Source organism: Streptomyces sp. NBC_00572 (assembly GCF_026341815.1).
GTDB lineage: Bacteria > Actinomycetota > Actinomycetes > Streptomycetales > Streptomycetaceae > Streptomyces.
This window is the reverse complement of record NZ_JAPENX010000001.1, coordinates 3545975-3562757: the sequence shown is the minus strand read 5'-3', so window position 1 is coordinate 3562757 and position 16783 is coordinate 3545975. Positions and strand designations below refer to the sequence as shown.

The following is a 16783-nucleotide window of genomic DNA, read 5'->3' as shown; positions in this document are numbered from 1 at the left end:
TATGCGCATCGTCATCGCTGGAGGACACGGACAGATCGCCCTGCGCCTGGAGAGGCTGCTCTCGGCGCACGGGCACGAGGTCGCGGGGATCATCCGCAAACCGGAGCAGTCCGGAGACCTGCGGGACGCGGGGGCCGAACCCGTCGTCCTGGACCTGGAGTCGGCGTCGGCCGAGATGGTCGCCGCCGTGCTCACGGGCGCCGACGCGGCCGTCTTCGCGGCCGGGGCGGGCCCGGGCAGCGGCGTGGGCCGCAAGGACACGGTGGACCGCGCGGCGGCGGTCCTGTTCGCCGAGGCGGCGGAACGCGCGGGCGTGCGCCGCTACCTCGTCGTCTCGTCGATGGGCGCGGACGCCACCCACGCCGGTGACGGGGTCTTCGACGCCTACCTCCGTGCCAAGGGCGCCGCCGACGACGACGTCCGCTCCCGCACGGGGCTGGACTGGACGATCCTGCGCCCCGGCACGCTGACGGACGACGCGGGCACGGGCATGGTCCGCCTGGAGGCCCGTACGGGCCGCGGCCCGGTCTCCCGCGACGACGTGGCGGCGACCCTCGCCGAACTGCTGGACACCCCGGCGACGGCCGGCCTGACCCTGGAACTGATCGCGGGCTCGACCCCGCTCTCGGTCGCGGTGAAGGACGTGGCCGGAAACTGACGGCGCTGCCACCACCCCGGAAACGAAGGAAGGCCCCCGGTGCAAGCACCGGGGACCTTCCGTTTCGCGTGGCGACGCCAGGATTCGAACCTGGGTAGGCTAAGCCGACGGATTTACAGTCCGCTCCCATTGGCCACTCGGGCACATCGCCATGAGATCGCTGCCGTGGAGCCGCTTTTCGGCGGTGTTCCGTGGCAACGACGTAAACAATACCTGATCCCGGGGGGTGGTTCGCCACCGGATTGATCAGCGGTTCGGGCCGTGGTGCACCCCCTAGGGTTGGGTCGTACCCCACAGCATCCGAGCAAGGAGCCACGAGTCATGGCCGACTCCAGTTTCGACATCGTGTCCAAGGTCGAGCGGCAGGAGGTCGACAACGCCCTCAACCAGGCCGTGAAGGAGATCTCCCAGCGTTACGACTTCAAGGGAACCAACGCCTCGATCTCGTGGTCGGGCGAGAAGATCCTCATGCAGGCGAACGGCGAGGAGCGCGTGAACGCGATCCTCGACATCTTCCAGACCAAGCTGATCAAGCGCGGGATCTCGCTGAAGTCGCTGGACGTCGAGGGTGAGCCGCAGCTGTCCGGCAAGGAGTACAAGCTCTTCGCGTCGGTCACCGAGGGCATCTCCCAGGACAACGCCAAGAAGGTCGCGAAGGCCATCCGCGACGAGGGTCCCAAGGGCGTCAAGGCGCAGGTCCAGGGCGACGAGCTGCGGGTCAGCTCGAAGAGCCGGGACGACCTGCAGGCCGTGCAGGCGCTGCTCAAGGGCAAGGACTTCGACTTCGCGATCCAGTTCGTGAACTACCGCTGACCCGTCGAGGCTCGTGTCCGAATACCGCCAGCCCGAGGCTCGGCGGGCCCCGCACACTGGACGTGGAAGACCCGTGCGGGGAGAGGAACCAGCCATGACCGTGTACGCGTACGTCGACGGCCCCCTGGGCGAGATGCTGCTTGTCGGGCAACTCGCCGAAGGGGGCCGTGCCGTGCTGCGCTCGCTGTCCCTGCCGGGGCAGAAGGGCGCCGTCGAGGTCGAGGACGGGTGGACGCTCGCGCCCGAGGCCTTCGCGGACGTCGCCGAGCAGCTCGGCGAGTACTTCGACGGGCGGCGGGACCGGTTCGACCTGCCGCTCGACAGCGAGGCCGGGACCGAGTTCCAGCGGCGCGTCTGGCGGGCCCTGGAGGAGATCCCCTACGGCACGACCGTCTCGTACGGGGAGATCGCCCGGCAGATCGGTTCCTCCGGTGCCGGGGTACGGGCCGTGGGGACCGCGATCGGGCGCAATCCGCTGCTCGTGGTGCGCCCCTGTCACCGGGTGATCGGGGCGGACGGGAGCCTGCGCGGGTACGCCGCGGGGCTTGAGCGCAAGGAGCGGCTCCTGGGCCTGGAGGGGGCCCCGGTGTGACCGAGGGGCTGTTCCCCCGCGAGCGGGCCACGGTCGCGCCCGGCGCGGTGCACGTGCCCACGTGGCTCCCGTTCGCGCGGCAGCGGGAGTTGGTGGACGTCTGCCGGGAGTGGGGGCGGGGACCCGCGCCGTACCGGCAGACCGTGCTGCCCGGCGGGGGTGTCATGTCGGTGCGGTCGCTGTGTCTCGGCCGGCAGTGGGTGCCGTACCGCTATCTCGACTCCGTCGGTGCCCCGTTGCCCGGGTGGCTCGTCGCCCTCGGCCGGGAGGCGCTCGTCGAGGCGTACGGGGACGACGGCGGTTTCACGCCGGACACCGCGCTCGTGAACTTCTACGCGCCGGGGGCGCGGATGGGCATGCACCAGGACCGCGAGGAGCGCTCGGGCGCGCCGGTGGTGTCGCTGAGCCTCGGGGACCGATGCGTCTTCAGGTTCGGCAACGAGGAGAGCCGCGGCCGCCCCTACCAGGACGTCGACCTGGCGTCCGGCGATCTGTTCGTGTTCGGCGGGGCTTCCCGGTGGGTCCATCACGGGGTGCCGAAGGTCTGGCCGGGAACGGCCGATCCCGCGCTCGGCCTCACGGGTCGGCTCAACATCACCCTGCGGGAGACGGGGCTCTAGGGACACCCCCTAGGCTGCGGCGCATGAGTGGTGAGCTGCGCCGGTCCCTCGGTGTGTTCGACGCGGTCGTGATCGGGCTCGGCGCCATGATCGGGGCCGGGATCTTCGTCGCGCTCGGGCCCGCCGCGGCGGCCGCCGGGTCCGGGGGCGGGCTGCTCCTGGCGCTCGGGATCGCCGGCGTCGTCGCGTACTGCAACGCCATGGCCTCGGCGCGGCTCGCGGCCCGCTACCCCCATTCGGGCGGCACCTATGTGTACGGTCGCGAATGCCTCGGGTCGTTCTGGGGATACCTGGCCGGCTGGGCGTTCGTGGTCGGCAAGACGGCCTCGTGCGCGGCGATGGCGCTGACCGTCGGGGCGTACGTGTGGCCGGAGCACGCGCACGCGGTGGCGGTGGGTGCCGTGGTGGCCCTGACCGCCGTCAACTACCGGGGAGTTCAGAAGTCGGCGCTGCTCACGCGGGTGGTCGTCGGACTGGTTCTCGCGGTCCTCGCGGTTGTCGTCACGGTGTCCTTCGGGGCCGGTGGGACATCGCCGCTCGCGCCCGGCCGGGAGCTCACCTTCGACGGTGTTCTCCAGGCCGCAGGTTTGCTCTTCTTCGCATTCGCGGGGTTCGCGCGCATCGCCACGCTCGGCGAGGAGGTCCGCGACCCGGCACGGACGATCCCCCGGGCCGTACCGGTCGCGCTCGGGATCACGCTCGCCGTCTACGTGCTCGTCGCGGTGAGCGTGCTCACCGTCCTCGGCCCCGACGCCCTCGCCGACTCCCCCGCCCCGCTGACGGACGCCGCCCGGGTCGCGGGCGCCGACTGGCTGGTGCCGGTGGTCACGGTCGGAGCGGCCGTCGCGGCGCTCGGCTCGCTGCTCTCACTGATCCTCGGGGTGTCCCGTACGACCCTGGCGATGGCCAGGGACGCCTATCTGCCGACCGTGCTCGCCGCCGTCCACCCCCGGTTCCAGGTGCCGCACCGGGCCGAGCTCGCGGTGGGCGCGGTGGTGGCCGTGGTGGCCGCGACGGCGGACGTGCGGGACGCGATCGGCTTCTCGTCCTTCGGGGTGCTCGTCTACTACGGGATCGCGAACGCCTCCGCCTGGACCCTGGGGCCCGCGCACCGGCCGCTCGCCGCGCTCGGCCTCGCGGGGTGCGCGGTCCTCGCGTTCGCGCTGCCGCTCGGGCCGGTCCTCGCCGGGTCGGGAGTCGTGGCGGCGGGCGTGGTGGCCTGGGCCATCAGTCGAGGACGAGCCGTACCCCCGCGTTCCTGAGGCCGTCGACGAACTCCTGGAAGGTCGCGGGGCGGCGTCCGCTCCACGGCTGGACGCCCAGGCAGGTGCGGGCCACGTCGGACCGGTGCCAGACGAGGGTGGTGCCCGCCAGCTCCTCGCCGATCGCCCCGGGCGCCCCGGCCCCGAAGCTGCGCCCGGGGCCGTACACCGCCTCGCCGAGCGCGCAGAGGAAGGAGTCCTCGTCGGTGACGTCGGTCCCGTCGAGGTCGTACGTGGCGTCCGGGGTGATCTCCGGGGCGCCGTACGACCTGCGGACGGCCTGGTTCAGCCACTCGCCGCGCGCCGCGCCGGTGAACCGCCGCCAGGTGCCCGGCTCCGCGGGCCGGCCCTTGTACCAGAGGTCCCAGACCTCCCGGGACTGGTGCGGTATCAGGCCGTGCCGGTGGAAGGACACGGTGAGATCGACCAGGCCGCGGGCGAGGAGCGAGGTGTCCCAGCCGGTGATGCGGCCCGCTTCGGCCTCGTGGTGCGCGGTTCCCACATGGCTGAGGACCTGGTAGCGGACGGTCTCGAACTCCTCCGCGCCGGCGGCCAGGGCGTCGCGGAGCCCGCCGCGGGGGGAGCAGCCGAGGAAGGTGACCTCCGTGTGGGTGCGCTCCGGTGGCTCCGGGGGCGAGACGGGGACCAGGTTGACGCAGGAGTAGGCCCCGTGCGCGCCGTAGGCCCTGCGGGGGTCGCCCGAGGACTCGACGGTGACGACGTCACCGCGCGCGCCCAGGACCCGGACCTCGGCGAAGAGCCAGGTGAGGCCGTCGTGGGTCTGGACGTGGAGCGTGCCGAACGGGGCCGAGCCCTCGACGACGGCCTGGGTGACGGCCCGGGCGAGGTCCCCACGCGCTTCGCAGCCGCGGAGCTCGTGGAGGGCGCGGGGCGGCGGGACGGGGTCCCCGTACAGGCCGTCGACGTCCTTGCAGAGGGCGACCGTGTACGCGCCGGAGACCAAGGCGTAGTTCGGATGGTCCACCGGTGTCGTCAGTGCCCCTGCTGCCCGTACGCGCCGTACGCCTGGTCCGTGGGGACGATCTCCTTGCCCAGCGGGAGCAGCGAGACCGGGATCATCTTGAAGTTCGCGATGCCGAGCGGGATGCCGATAATCGTGATGCAGAGGGCGATGCCGGTGGTGATGTGGCCGAGGGCGAGCCACCAGCCGGCGAGGATCAGCCACAGGACGTTGCCCACGCAGGAGGGCGCGCCCGAGTCGCGGCGGTCCACGACCGTGTACCCGAAGGGCCACAGGGCGTACATCCCGATGCGGAAGGCGGCGAGTCCGAAGGGGATGCCGATGATCGTGATGCAGAGCAGGACGCCCGCGAGCATGTAGCCCAGGAACATCCAGAATCCGCAGAGAATCAGCCAGATGATGTTGAGGATCGTCTTCACGGGCGTCGACCTGCCATCTGTTCGAGCCGGGCGATCCGCTCGGCCATCGGCGGGTGGGTGGAGAACATCTTGGACATGCCCCTTCCGGGACCGAACGGGTTCGCGATCATCATGTGGCTCGCGGTCTCGATCCGGGGCTCGGCGGGCAGTGGCAGCTGCTTGGTGCCGGCGTCCAGCTTCCGCAGGGCGCTGGCGAGGGCGAGCGGGTCGCCGGTGAGCTGCGCTCCGGAGGCGTCGGCCTCGTACTCGCGGGAGCGGGAGATGGCCAGCTGGATGACCGAGGCGGCGATCGGGCCCAGGATCATGACCAGGAGCATCCCGAGCAGCCCGGGGCGGTCGTCGTCACTGGACCGGCCGACGGGGATCAGCCAGGCGAAGTTGACCAGGAACATGATCACGGAGGCGAGTGCTCCGGCGACCGAGGAGATCAGGATGTCCCGGTTGTAGACATGGCTCAGCTCGTGGCCGATGACCCCGCGCAGCTCGCGCTCGTCGAGGATCGCGAGGATGCCCTCGGTGCAGCAGACCGCCGCGTTGCGCGGGTTGCGGCCGGTCGCGAAGGCGTTGGGTGCCTGGGTGGGCGAGATGTAGAGCCGCGGCATGGGCTGACGCGCCTGCGTGGAGAGCTCCCGCACCATCTTGTAGAGCGCGGGGGCCTCGAACTCGCTGACGGGGCGGGCGCGCATGGCCCGGAGCGCCAGCTTGTCGCTGTTCCAGTACGCGTACGCGTTGGTGCCGAGCGCCACGAACAGCGCGACGATCAGCCCCGTACGGCCGAAGAAGCTGCCGATGACGATGATGAGGGCCGAGAGCCCTCCGAGGAGTACGGCGGTCCTCAGCCCGTTGTGCCGGCGGTGCACGGTACGCCCTCCAAGTGGTGCGGCAGGGGAACCCTGTGCTTCGTGGTCGCCCGCCCCCGGACTTCGTCCGGGAGGGACCCCCAGGTCCAGTGGACCCTTCCGTACTGGTCAACGCCAGGCGGGAGGTTCCGGTTCCCCCGGCCGCACCGGGGCGTGCTGTGGGCCGTTCGGGTGATCAGCGGGCCGCCGGGACCCCGAGCTTCTCCAGGGTGGTGGCGACGGGCTCGACCTCACTGGTGCAGTGGGCGCAGCGGGAGGCGATCGCCGGGATCTCGGTGAAGCAGCGGGGGCAGTCGCGCTTCTCGGCCTTGGGGTCGGCCGCCTCCTCCTTCGCGAACTTCTCCTGGACCTTCGCCAGCGGGGCGACGATCAGGAAGTAGAGGACCGCGGCGGTGATGACGAAGGCTATGGCGGCCGAGATGGCGAGGCCGTAGGGGAAGACGGTCTTGCCGACGCTGAACTTCGCCTCGCTGAAGTCACCGACGGAGCCGGTCGCGAGACCGATGAGCGGGGTGATGAAGGCCTTGCTGAAGCCGGTGACGACGCTCGTGAACGCGGTGCCGACGGCCAGGCCGATGGCCATCGAGATGACGTTCCCGCGAAGTATGAAGTCCTTGAATCCGTTCAGCACGGTGTTTCTCGCTCCCAGGTGTTTCGTTTGTGGGGGGGGTCAGAAGAGGCTGTTCGCCGCGAAGCGGAGGGCGAGCTGCGGGTATCCCGACAGCACGACTCCGGCGGCGGCGGTCAGCACGATCGCCAGGGTGATCGGCGCGGGGACCGCGTGGGGCACGGCCTTGCCCTCGAAGGCTCCTACCTGTGCGCCGTCCGGCGTGCTTTCTGGCGCGCTTTCCGGCGTGCGGAACAGCAGCGCCGTCCAGCGGAGGTAGTAGTACAGCCCGATCACGACGTTGACGCCCATGATCACGGCCAGCCAGCCGAGGCCCGCGTCGACGGCCACCGAGAAGACGGTCACCTTGGCGAAGAGGCCGATGATACCCGGGGGCAAACCGGCCAGATTCAGGAGGAAGAAGGCGAGCGCGAGGGCGGCGGCGGGGCTCGCCGCGTACAGGCCCCGGTAGTCCGCGAGCCGGTTCTCGGGGTGCCTGCGGGCGACGAGCGCGACGACCGCGAACGCGCCGAGGTTCACGACGGCGTACATCAGGGCGTACGCGACGGTGGCGCCGATCTGATCGTCGCTGGAGTACGCGGCGGCCGCGATCGGCACGAGGAGGTAGCCGGCCTGCGCGACGGAGGACCAGGCGAGCAGCCGGACCGCGCTCCACGCGCGCGTGGAGCGCTGGCGGAGGGCGGCGACGTTGCCGACGGTCATGGTGAGCGCGGCGAGGGCTGCGAGCGCCGGGCCCCACACATCGGCGTACGAGGGGAAGGCGACGACCGTCACCAGGATGAGCCCGGTGAAGCCGACGGCCTTGCCGACCACGGAGAGGTAGGCGGCGACGGGCAGCGGGGCGCCGACGTAGGTGTCGGGCACCCAGAAGTGGAAGGGGACGGCGGCCGTCTTGAAGGCGAAGCCGACGAGGGTGAGGGCCACGCCCGCCTCGGCGAGCGTCTGGAGCTGGCCGGGCACGTCGTCGAGGCGCTGGGCGAGCTCCGTGAGGTGCAGGGTGCCGGTCGCCGCGTACACGAAGCTGACGCCGAGCAGGGTGACGGCGGTCGCCGTCACCGACGACAGGAAGAACTTCAGCGCGGCCTCGCCGGACCTGCGGTCGCCGCGCTTGAGGCCGACGAGCGCGAAGGCGGGCAGCGAGGCCACTTCGAGGGCGACGACAAGGGTCGCGAGGTCCCGGGAGGCGGGCAGGAGGGCGGCGCCGGCCGCCGAGGAGAGCAGCAGGAACCAGTACTCGCCGGCCGGGAGCTTCTCGCGGGTCTCGGTGACCGAGAGCAGCGCCGTCAGGAGCGCGCCGCCGAGAACGAGCAGCTGGATGACGAGGGTGAATTCGTCGGCCGTGTAGCTGCACGCCCTGACCTGGGTGTCCGCGGTGAGGCAGAAGGTGGAGCGGTCGCCGGCCCGCAGCGGGACGAGGAGCGCGAGGGCGGCGACGAGGCCGGCGATCGCGGTCCAGCCGAGGAGCCGCTTGCGCTCCTCGGGGACGAACAGGTCGGCGACGAGCACGACGAGGGCGACCACGGCCGTGAGGGTGGGGGGCGCGATCGTCAGCCAGTCGACGGACTGGACGAGCGACTCGCCGGCGAGCGCCGTCAAGGGGGTCATCGGGTGCCTCCGGCGAGGAGCTTCTGGACGGCCGGGTCGGTGAGGCCGAGGAGGACCGCGGGCCAGAGTCCGGCGAGGACGGTGAGGGCGACGAGCGGGGTCCAGGCGGCGAACTCGTACCCCCGGATGTCGGCGATCGGCGTCTCCCCGGCGGGTCGGGGGCCGCCCATGCAGACGCGGCGGACGACGAGCAGGAGGTACGCGGCGGTGAGGAGGGTGCCGAAGGCGCCGATCGCCATGAAGGTGAGGAACGCGGGGCGGCTGAGGCCCTCGGCGGGCTCGAAGGCGCCGAACAGGGCCAGCATCTCGCCCCAGAAGCCGGCCAGACCGGGCAGGCCGAGGGAGGCGACGGCGGCGAAGGCGAGGAGGGCGCCGAGACGCGGGGCGCGGCCGTAGAGGGCGGCGCCGGTGGCGCCCGCGAGGGTGTCGAGGTCGGCGGTGCCGTACCGGTCCTTGACCGCGCCGACCAGGAAGAACAGCAGGCCGGTGACGAGGCCGTGGGCGACGTTGGCGAAGAGGGCGCCGTTGACTCCGGTGGGGGTCATGGTGGCGATGCCGAGGAGGACGAAGCCCATGTGGCCGACGGAGGAGTACGCGATGAGGCGCTTGAGGTCGCCCTTGTTGCCGGGCCGGACGAGGGCGAGGCAGGCGAGCGATCCGTAGATGATCCCGGCGACGGCGAACGCGGCGAGGTACGGGGCGAAGATCCGCATGCCGTCGGGGGCGATCGGCAGGACGATCCGGACGAAACCGTACGTGCCCATCTTGAGCAGCACGCCGGCGAGGAGGACCGAGCCGACCGTCGGGGCGGCGGTGTGGGCGTCCGGGAGCCAGCTGTGCAGCGGCCACATCGGGGTCTTCACGGCGAGCCCGAGACCGATCGCGAGAACGGCGATGACCTGCACGGACGTGGTCAGTCCACGGCCGTTGTCGGTGGCCAGTGCCACCATGTCGAAGGTGCCCGCCTTCACTCCGATGAGGAGCAGGCCGAGCAGCATGACGACGGAGCCGAGCAGCGTGTAGAGGATGAACTTCCAGGCCGCGGCCTGCTTGCCCTCGCCGCCCCAGCGGGCGATGAGGAAGTACATCGGGATGAGGACCATCTCGAAGGCCAGGAAGAACAGGACCAGGTCGAGGACGGCGAAGGTGGCGAGGGTGCCGGACTCCAGGACGAGGAGCAGCGCGACGAAGCCCTTGGGGGAAGGGCCTGCGGGCATTTTGAAGTAGGAGTACAGCGCGCAGAGGAAGGTCAGGAGCGCGGTCAGGACCAGGAGGGGGAGGGAAATGCCGTCGACGCCGAGGTGGATCCGCACGTCGAGTGCGGGGATCCAGCTGATGTCCGTCGTGGCCTGCATCCTCGACGGCTGGTCGTGGTCGAAGCCGAGCGCGAGGACGATCGCGGCCAGCAGGATCACACCGGTGACGGTGACGCCGTGGCGGAGCACGGCCTGGTCCGGGGACTTCCCCTTCAGCCCCGGCGGGGCCGGGAGGAGAGCGGCGGCCGCGCCGAGGAGCGGTCCGGCGACGATCAACGCCAGAAGGAACTGCATCACGGATTCGCTGATATCGATCACGGCTCACGCTCCGGCGACGGCGTTGGCGAGGGCGACGGCGACGATCGCCAGGACGACGGAGCCGGCGAGCAGGGCGCTCAGGTAGGTCTGCACGTTGCCGGTCTGGGCGCGGCGGACGAGCCAGCCGAGCCCCTTGGCGGAGGTGCCCGCGGCGCGGACGTAGGTGTCGACGACCTCGCGGTCCAGGAAGCGGACCAGGGAGGCCGCGGCGAGGACGGGGCGGACGAACGCCGTCCGGTAGACGGCGTCCAGGTGGAAGCCGTCGGCGGCGGGACCGTGCAGGGGCCCCAGGAGGGCGCGGCCCGGGTCGGCCGGGTCCTCGGCGGGGTGCGGCAGGTGCAGCGCCTCCGCCTCGACCAGGCCCGCGGCGGCGTCCGGGTGGGCGACGTGCGGGGCGGGTGCCTGTGCGGCGGCCGCGGAGAGCGGGGTCCTGGCGGCGAGGGTGCGCCAGACCGCGTAGGTGATCACGGCTCCGGCGGCGGCGAGACCCGTGCCGAGGACGGCCGTGGTGACGGTCGGGGTGAGGGCGTTCCCGTCGAACCAGTCGTCGAGGTACGTGACGGTCAGACCGAAGCCCAGGGAAGGGATCGCGAGCACCCACAGGACGGACGTCATGGCGATCGGCTGGCGCCCGTGGTCGGGGGCCTCGGCGCCTCGGCCGCGGAAGGTCCGCAGCCAGAGGCGGAGCGCGTACGCGGCGGTGAGCAGGGCCGTCAGCAGGCCTGCGACGAGGACGGTCCAGCCGGCCCCGGCGGGGGCGACGGTCCGGTCCCCGAGCGCGGTGTGCTCGGCGGCCACCAGGACGGCTTCCTTGGAGAAGAAGCCGGCGAACGGGGGGATCGCGGCGAGGGCGAGCAGGGCGACGGTCATCGTCCAGTACGCGTCCGGGATGCGCTTCGCGAGGCCGCTCATGCGGGACATGGCGGTCAGCGAGTTCGTACCGGCGGCGTGGATGACCGTGCCGGCGGCGAGGAAGAGCAGTGCCTTGAACGCGCCGTGCGAGAGGAGGTGGAAGACGGCGGCCCCGCGGTCGCCGACGGCGAGGGCGCCGGCCATGTAGCCGAGCTGGCCGATCGTCGAGTAGGCGAGGACCCGCTTGATGTCGTCCTGGGCGAGCGCGGCGAGCGCCGAGCCGACCATCGTGATCGCGGCCATCACGGCGAGCACCGTCATCGCAGCGGCGGACTCGGCGAAGACGGGCAGCAGCCGGGCCGTGAAGTAGATGCCGGCGGCGACCATCGTCGCCGCGTGGATGAGCGCGGAGACGGGGGTGGGGCCGGCCATGGCGTCCGGGAGCCAGGTGTGCAGCGGGAACTGTGCCGACTTGCCCGCCACACCGGCGAGCAGCAGCAGCGCGATCAGGGTGGGGTGGTCGAGGCCGCCGCTCGCGACGGCGCCGAGGACGCCCGTGATCCGGAAGGTGCCCGCATCGGTGGCGAGCGCGAAGAGACCGATGAGGAAGGGGACGTCGCCGAGCTTGGTGACGAGGAAGGCCTTCAGGGAGGCGGCTCGTGCCTCGGGCGTCTCCCAGTAGTGGCCGACGAGGAAGTACGAGCAGATGCCCATGATCTCCCAGCCGACCAGGAGCACCATCAGGTCGCCGGAGTAGACGACGAGCAGCATCGCGGAGGTGAAGAGGGAGACGAGCGCCGCGTACGAGGGGTAGCGCGGGTCCTCGCGGAGGTAGCCGGTCGAGTAGATCTGCACACAGGTGGCGACGACGCCGACCAGGACGGCGACGAGCGCGGCGAAGCCGTCGATGTACAGGGCCAGGTCGATGGGGACCGAGCCGGTGGGGGTGAGCTGGGTGGCCGCGTCGATCGCCTTCCCGCCGCCCTGCCGGACCGCGACCAGCACGGCCAGGACCGTGGCGGCGAGGGTGGGCAGCACGGCCAGCGGGCGGACGAAGCCGGGCGCGGTGCGGCCGAGCAGGAGTCCGGCGACGGAGCCGAGGAAGGGCAGGAGGGGGACGAGGACGGCGAGGGTCGTGGTGGTCACGCGGTGGCCTCGGCCTTCTCGCCGGCGGGCGTGTCGTCGGTGGGCGCGTCGTCCGATGACGGTTCGTCCGCGGCATCGGTGCTCCACGGCTCCGGCGGCTCCGCCGTGTCACGGAGGCGGTCGACGTCCGACGTGCCCTTGTTGCGGTGGACCATCAGGACGATCGCGAGACCGATGCCGATCTCCGCGGCGGCGATGGCGATGGTGAAGAGGGTGAGGGCCTGGCCGGCGTGGAGGGTGTCGCGGAGCCAGACGTCGAAGGCGACCAGGTTGAGGTTGACGGCGTTGAGCATCAGCTCGACGGACATCAGGACCAGGATGGCGTTGCGGCGGGCGAGGACGCCGTACACGCCGATGGCGAAGAGGAGGGCGGCGAGGACGGCCGGGTAGACGAGATGCATCAGCGCTGCTCCTCCTTCTTCCTGCGGGAGAGCACGATGGCGCCGACCAGGGCGGCCAGGAGGAGGACGGACAGCGCCTCGAACGGCAGCACCCAGTGCCGGAAGAGGATCTCGCCCGACACCTCCGTCGACCCCTGCACGGCACCGTCCAGATCGATCCACGTCGTACGGAACGCATCGACGACGACCCAGACGAGTGCGGCCGCGGCGGCGCTCGCGACGGCGATCGCGGCGGGCTTGTTACGGGAGTCGGCGTCCGGGGAGCGGCCGATGGGGGCCTTGGTGAGCATGAGCCCGAAGAGGAGGAGGACGACGACGGAGCCGACGTAGATCAGGACCTGGACCCAGGCGATGAACTCGGCCGTCAGGAGCAGGTACTCGACGGCGAGGCCACCGAGCGCCACGACCAGCCAGAGCGCGGCGTGGACGAGCTGGCGGGTGGTGACGGTCACGAGGGCGGCGCCGAGGGTGACCAGGCCGACGAGGAGGAAGGCGATCTCGACGCCGGTGGGCGAGAGGAAGCCATGGGCCTGCTGTGCCGCCTGTGCCGCTTGAGTTGTGTGTACTGCCAGGATCACTGCTGCTCCCCCTCGGCGGCCGCGGCCGCTTCGGCGGCCGCGGCGGTGGCGGCCTTCTCCACTGCCTTGCGGGCCGCCGCGATCTCCTTCGGCTCCTCCGCGTGCGGGTCGAGCGCGGGCGGCTCCGGGACCGTCCACATCCACTCGCGGAGCTTGTCGCGCTCGTGGGTCAGCTCGTGGATGTCGGTCTCCGCGTACTCGAACTCGGGCGACCAGAACAGCGCGTCGAACGGGCAGACCTCGATGCAGATACCGCAGTACATGCAGAGCGAGAAGTCGATGGCGAAGCGGTCGAGGACGTTCCGGCTGCGCTCTCGGCCGCCGGGGACGGTCGCCGGCACCGTCTCCTTGTGGGAGTCGATGTAGATGCACCAGTCGGGGCACTCGCGGGCGCAGAGCATGCAGACCGTGCAGTTCTCCTCGAACAGCCCGATGACCCCGCGGGTGCGGGGCGGCAGCTCGGGCTGGACGTCCGGGTACTGCGCGGTGACGGTCTTCTTCGTCATCGTGCGGAGGGTGACGGCGAGGCCCTTGGCGAGGCCGGATCCGGGAATGGCCATTACTGGATCGCCACCTTCACGATGCCGGTGAGTGCGATCTGCGCGAGCGCGAGCGGGACGAGGGTCGTCCAGGCGAGCTTCTGGAGCTGGTCCTCGCGCAGGCGCGGGTAGCTCACCCGCAGCCAGATCACGACGAACGCGAGGATCGCGGTCTTGAGGAGGGTCCAGACCCAGCCGAGACCGTCCGCGCCGAAGGGCCCGTGCCAGCCGCCGAGGAACAGGACGGTGGTGAGGCCGCACAGGACGACGATGCCGGCGTACTCGGCGAGCAGGAAGAGCGCGAAACGGAGGCCGGTGTACTCGGTGTACGCACCGAAGATGATCTCCGAGTCGGCGACCGGCATGTCGAACGGGGGCCGCTGGAGCTCCGCCAGACCCGCCACGAAGAAGACGAGCGCACCGACGATCTGCCAGGGCACCCACCACCACTCGAAGGCGTTCAGGATGCCGGGGAGGGAGACCGTGCCGGCGGCCATCGCGACGGAGGCGGCGGCGAGGAGCATGGGGAGCTCGTACGCGAGGAGCTGGGCGGCGGTACGGAGGCCGCCGAGCAGCGAGAACTTGTTCGCGGACGCCCAGCCGGCCATCAGGCTGCCGAGGACACCGACGCCCATCACGGCCAGCACGAAGAAGATGCCCGCGTCGACGACCTGCCCGACGGCGCCCTCGCTCGGGCCGATCGGGATCGCCACCAGCACGAGCAGATACGGGAGGAGGGCGACGGCCGGCGCGAGCTGGAAGACCCGCCGGTCGGCGTCCTTGGGAACCACGTCCTCCTTCTGCGCGAACTTCACGCCGTCGGCGACGAGCTGGGCCCAGCCGTGGAAACCACCGGCGTACATGGGGCCGAGGCGGCCCTGCATATGGGCCATGACCTTGTGCTCGGTCTGCCCGACGACGAGCGGCAGGACGAGGAAGACGGCGAAGACGACGAGCAGCCGGAGGGCGACGTCGAGTACGTCGTTCACGCGGGATCGCCTCCGGCGGGGGTGGTGGGGTCGGGGTCCGCGTCCCCCTGCGGGGCGGCGGGCGGGTGGGCGGCGTCGGCCTCGGCGTCCGCCTGCGGGGCGGCGGACCCTTCATCTGCGGGCGCGGCCTCGGTCCCGGAAGGAGCACCCGGCGTCGCCGCGGTCGGCGGAGTGGTGGGCTCCTCGTCGAAGGCCGGGCGGGCGTAGTGCCAGGGGGCGTCCGAGCTGCGGGTGCGTGGGGGCGCGGCCTCCGCGCGCGACGCGGGGCCGGTCGGGGTCGACTGGCTCGCCGAGCCGTCGGCGGCGGAGCGCGAACGGCGCGGCGGACGGGCCGCCGCAGGCGGGGCGTCCGCGCCCGACTCCGGCGTGGCGTTCGGTTCCGGTGTCGTCTGGCTTGCCGAGCCGTCGGCCGCCGAACGCGAACGGCGCGGCGTCGCAGGCGGGGCGTCGGGCCCCGGCTCCGGCATGGCGGCCGGCTCCGGGGTCGACTGGCTCGCCGAGCCTTCGGAGACCGAGCGGGTGCGGCGGGGCGGGCGGGGGGTGTCCGTCGGGGGCGAGGCTTCCGGTTGGGTTGCCGAGCCTTCCGTTGCCGAGCGGGCTCGGCGGACCGGGCGGTCGCCTGCCGTCGCGCGGGCCGGGCGGGTCGGGGCCGGCGGGAGCTGGCCCTTCAGGGGGCCCCATTCGTTGGGGTCCGGGACGCCCGGGGGGAGCATCTGGCGGCGCTTAGGGCCGCCGCCGTCGTGGGACTCGCCCGGTTCCTTCGCGCCCGGCCACGCCTTCGCGACCCGGGCCGCGAGGACGAAGTCCTTGCGGAGCGGGTGGCCCTCGAAGTTCTCGGGGAGGAGGAGCGGCACCAGGTGCGGGTGGCCGGTGAAGTCCACGCCGAACATCTCGTGGGTCTCGCGCTCGTGCCAGCCGGCACCCGCGTACACCCCGATCGCCGTGGGGAGGGCGGGGGCGGAGTGCGGGACGGTCGTACGGACGAGGAGGCGGCGCGGGCGGCCCTCGCCCAGGGCCACCACGTGCGCGCAGACCCGGAAGCCCGTGCCCGGCTCGTCGACCGCGCTCAGCCAGTCGAAGTAGGTGCACCCGAGGGTGTCCCGGGCCGTCTCCAGGGCCGTGATCCAGGCCGTCGGCGGGACGTCGACGGTCAGCAGGTCGTACGCCTGCTCCGCCGTCGCCTCCTCGCCGAAGATCTCCGTCACGGAGTCCGGGAGGGAGTCGTAGGCCGTCATGCCTTGCCTCCGGGCGGTGTCACCAGGGGGCTCGTCAGCTGGGAGACCGACGCGGTGGTCGCGTACCGCTCCGCCAGGCTCTCCCGCGCGATCTTCTCCTGGAGCTTGAGGATGCCCTGGAGGAGCGCCTCGGGGCGCGGCGGGCAGCCGGGCACGTAGACGTCGACCGGGATGATCTGGTCGACGCCCTTGGTGACCGAGTACGAGTCCCAGTAGGGGCCGCCGCAGTTGGAGCAGGCGCCGAAGGAGATGACGTACTTCGGCTCCGGCATCTGCTCGTACAGCCGCTTCACCGCGGGTGCCATCTTGTCCGTCACCGTGCCCGAGACGATCATCAGGTCGGCCTGGCGCGGGCCGGGCGCGAAGGGGATGACGCCGAGCCGGATGAAGTCGTGCCGGGCCATCGACGCGGCGATGAACTCGATCGCGCAGCATGCGAGCCCGAAGTTGAAGACCCACAGGCTGTAGCGGCGGCCCCAGTTCAGGACCACCTTCATCGGCTCGGGGGCCAGGCGGGCGAGCGGCCCCAACGTGGGAGCGGGCAGGGGTGTTACGTCCATGCCAGGACCTTCTTCTTGTACGCGTAGAGCAGCCCCACGGCCAGGAAGCCGAGGAAGACGAACATCTCGACCAGGGTCGTGGCGCCGTAGCCGGGCGCGGCGAAGACCGTCGCCCAGGGGAAGAGGAAGATCGAGTCGACGGCGAAGATGACGTAGAGGAAGGCGTACACGTAGTAGCGGACCTGCGTGTGGGCCCAGCCCTCCCCCACGGGGTCGACACCGCACTCGTACGTGAGGAGCTTCTCGGGCGTCGGCACGACGGGCCTCAGCAGCCGGCCCGCGCCGAACGCCACGGCGACGAACAGCACGCCGACGACGGCGAGCAGTCCGACGACGGAGTACGTCTGGAAGTAGTCCGCCGCGTCCGCTGCGTCGGCCGCGACAACGGTCGGTTCCCGCACGGTCCGTCCGCCCCTCGGTCTCGGTGTCTCATGAGTCACTTCTGTACGCACGCGAGTCTAGGCCCTGCT

General features: G+C 71.8%; 19 protein-coding genes and 1 tRNA gene. 5 read left to right on the top strand and 15 right to left on the bottom strand.

All coding sequences use genetic code 11. The annotated features are described in order from the left end of the window. The first annotated feature begins 1 nt into the window (after window position 1). Window positions 2-658, top strand: coding sequence for an NAD(P)H-binding protein (locus OG514_RS16565; RefSeq protein ID WP_266895329.1), 657 nt, complete (start codon window positions 2-4; stop codon window positions 656-658). Between the two features lie 69 nt (window positions 659-727). On the opposite strand, the gene OG514_RS16560 is transcribed toward OG514_RS16565, so the two are convergent. Beyond that, window positions 728-809 (bottom strand) — tRNA-Tyr (locus tag OG514_RS16560). A 170-nt stretch (window positions 810-979) separates the two neighbouring features. On the opposite strand from OG514_RS16560, the gene OG514_RS16555 reads away from it, so the two are divergent. The 4 genes from OG514_RS16555 to OG514_RS16540 all read left to right on the top strand — a co-directional run bounded on the left by OG514_RS16555 (window position 980) and on the right by OG514_RS16540 (window position 3945). After that, window positions 980-1471: a YajQ family cyclic di-GMP-binding protein gene (locus OG514_RS16555; RefSeq protein WP_266895327.1), complete on the top strand. Its 492-nt coding sequence runs from the start codon at window positions 980-982 to the stop codon at window positions 1469-1471. A gap of 94 nt (window positions 1472-1565) precedes the next feature. Further along, on the top strand, window positions 1566-2063 hold the full coding sequence (locus tag OG514_RS16550; protein WP_266895325.1) for a methylated-DNA--[protein]-cysteine S-methyltransferase: 498 nt from the start codon (window positions 1566-1568) through the stop codon (window positions 2061-2063). Next, complete coding sequence (locus OG514_RS16545; RefSeq protein WP_266895323.1) at window positions 2060-2683, top strand: alpha-ketoglutarate-dependent dioxygenase AlkB; 624 nt, start codon at window positions 2060-2062, stop codon at window positions 2681-2683. Before OG514_RS16550 ends, OG514_RS16545 begins: the two co-directional genes overlap by 4 nt. A gap of 23 nt (window positions 2684-2706) precedes the next feature. Further along, the gene (locus OG514_RS16540) at window positions 2707-3945 is read left to right on the top strand and encodes an APC family permease (protein ID WP_266895321.1); all 1239 of its coding nucleotides are present in this window, start codon (window positions 2707-2709) and stop codon (window positions 3943-3945) included. Here OG514_RS16540 and OG514_RS16535 read toward each other — a convergent pair. The 14 genes from OG514_RS16535 to OG514_RS16470 form a co-directional block, all read right to left on the bottom strand. Continuing rightward, window positions 3911-4930, bottom strand: coding sequence for a hypothetical protein (locus OG514_RS16535; RefSeq protein ID WP_266895319.1), 1020 nt, complete (start codon window positions 4928-4930; stop codon window positions 3911-3913). The two genes, OG514_RS16540 and OG514_RS16535, sit on opposite strands and share 35 nt — an antisense overlap. An 8-nt stretch (window positions 4931-4938) precedes the next feature. Further along, window positions 4939-5346 carry a YccF domain-containing protein gene (locus OG514_RS16530; protein WP_266895317.1) on the bottom strand — a complete coding sequence of 136 codons (408 nt, stop codon included), beginning with the start codon at window positions 5344-5346 and terminating at the stop codon, window positions 4939-4941. Further along, window positions 5343-6206, bottom strand: a complete 864-nt coding sequence (gene htpX, locus OG514_RS16525; protein WP_266895315.1) for a zinc metalloprotease HtpX — start codon at window positions 6204-6206, stop codon at window positions 5343-5345. Before htpX ends, OG514_RS16530 begins: the two co-directional genes overlap by 4 nt. Before the next feature lie 175 nt (window positions 6207-6381). Beyond that, window positions 6382-6837 carry a large conductance mechanosensitive channel protein MscL gene (gene mscL / locus OG514_RS16520; RefSeq protein ID WP_266895313.1) on the bottom strand — a complete coding sequence of 152 codons (456 nt, stop codon included), beginning with the start codon at window positions 6835-6837 and terminating at the stop codon, window positions 6382-6384. Window positions 6838-6876: 39 nt separating this feature from the next. Next, the gene (locus OG514_RS16515) at window positions 6877-8439 is read right to left on the bottom strand and encodes an NADH-quinone oxidoreductase subunit N (RefSeq protein WP_266895311.1); all 1563 of its coding nucleotides are present in this window, start codon (window positions 8437-8439) and stop codon (window positions 6877-6879) included. Continuing rightward, the gene (locus OG514_RS16510) at window positions 8436-9989 is read right to left on the bottom strand and encodes a NuoM family protein (RefSeq protein ID WP_266900872.1); all 1554 of its coding nucleotides are present in this window, start codon (window positions 9987-9989) and stop codon (window positions 8436-8438) included. The genes OG514_RS16515 and OG514_RS16510 overlap by 4 nt, the downstream gene beginning before the upstream one ends. A gap of 27 nt (window positions 9990-10016) precedes the next feature. Continuing rightward, complete coding sequence (locus tag OG514_RS16505) at window positions 10017-12011, bottom strand: NADH-quinone oxidoreductase subunit L (RefSeq protein ID WP_266895310.1); 1995 nt, start codon at window positions 12009-12011, stop codon at window positions 10017-10019. After that, window positions 12008-12412, bottom strand: coding sequence for an NADH-quinone oxidoreductase subunit NuoK (nuoK, locus tag OG514_RS16500; protein WP_266895308.1), 405 nt, complete (start codon window positions 12410-12412; stop codon window positions 12008-12010). Before nuoK ends, OG514_RS16505 begins: the two co-directional genes overlap by 4 nt. Continuing rightward, window positions 12412-12990: an NADH-quinone oxidoreductase subunit J gene (locus OG514_RS16495; protein ID WP_266895306.1), complete on the bottom strand. Its 579-nt coding sequence runs from the start codon at window positions 12988-12990 to the stop codon at window positions 12412-12414. The genes nuoK and OG514_RS16495 overlap by 1 nt, the downstream gene beginning before the upstream one ends. After that, window positions 12987-13550 carry an NADH-quinone oxidoreductase subunit I gene (locus tag OG514_RS16490; RefSeq protein WP_266895304.1) on the bottom strand — a complete coding sequence of 188 codons (564 nt, stop codon included), beginning with the start codon at window positions 13548-13550 and terminating at the stop codon, window positions 12987-12989. The genes OG514_RS16495 and OG514_RS16490 overlap by 4 nt, the downstream gene beginning before the upstream one ends. Beyond that, window positions 13550-14518 carry a complex I subunit 1 family protein gene (locus tag OG514_RS16485; RefSeq protein ID WP_073910915.1) on the bottom strand — a complete coding sequence of 323 codons (969 nt, stop codon included), beginning with the start codon at window positions 14516-14518 and terminating at the stop codon, window positions 13550-13552. The genes OG514_RS16490 and OG514_RS16485 overlap by 1 nt, the downstream gene beginning before the upstream one ends. Then, window positions 14515-15753 (bottom strand): NADH-quinone oxidoreductase subunit C, encoded by a 1239-nt coding sequence (locus OG514_RS16480; RefSeq protein WP_266895299.1) that lies wholly within the window; start codon window positions 15751-15753, stop codon window positions 14515-14517. Before OG514_RS16480 ends, OG514_RS16485 begins: the two co-directional genes overlap by 4 nt. After that, window positions 15750-16313 carry an NADH-quinone oxidoreductase subunit B gene (locus OG514_RS16475; RefSeq protein WP_266895297.1) on the bottom strand — a complete coding sequence of 188 codons (564 nt, stop codon included), beginning with the start codon at window positions 16311-16313 and terminating at the stop codon, window positions 15750-15752. Before OG514_RS16475 ends, OG514_RS16480 begins: the two co-directional genes overlap by 4 nt. Next, window positions 16304-16714, bottom strand: a complete 411-nt coding sequence (locus tag OG514_RS16470; protein ID WP_266895295.1) for an NADH-quinone oxidoreductase subunit A — start codon at window positions 16712-16714, stop codon at window positions 16304-16306. Before OG514_RS16470 ends, OG514_RS16475 begins: the two co-directional genes overlap by 10 nt. Between the last annotated feature and the right edge of the window lie 69 nt (window positions 16715-16783).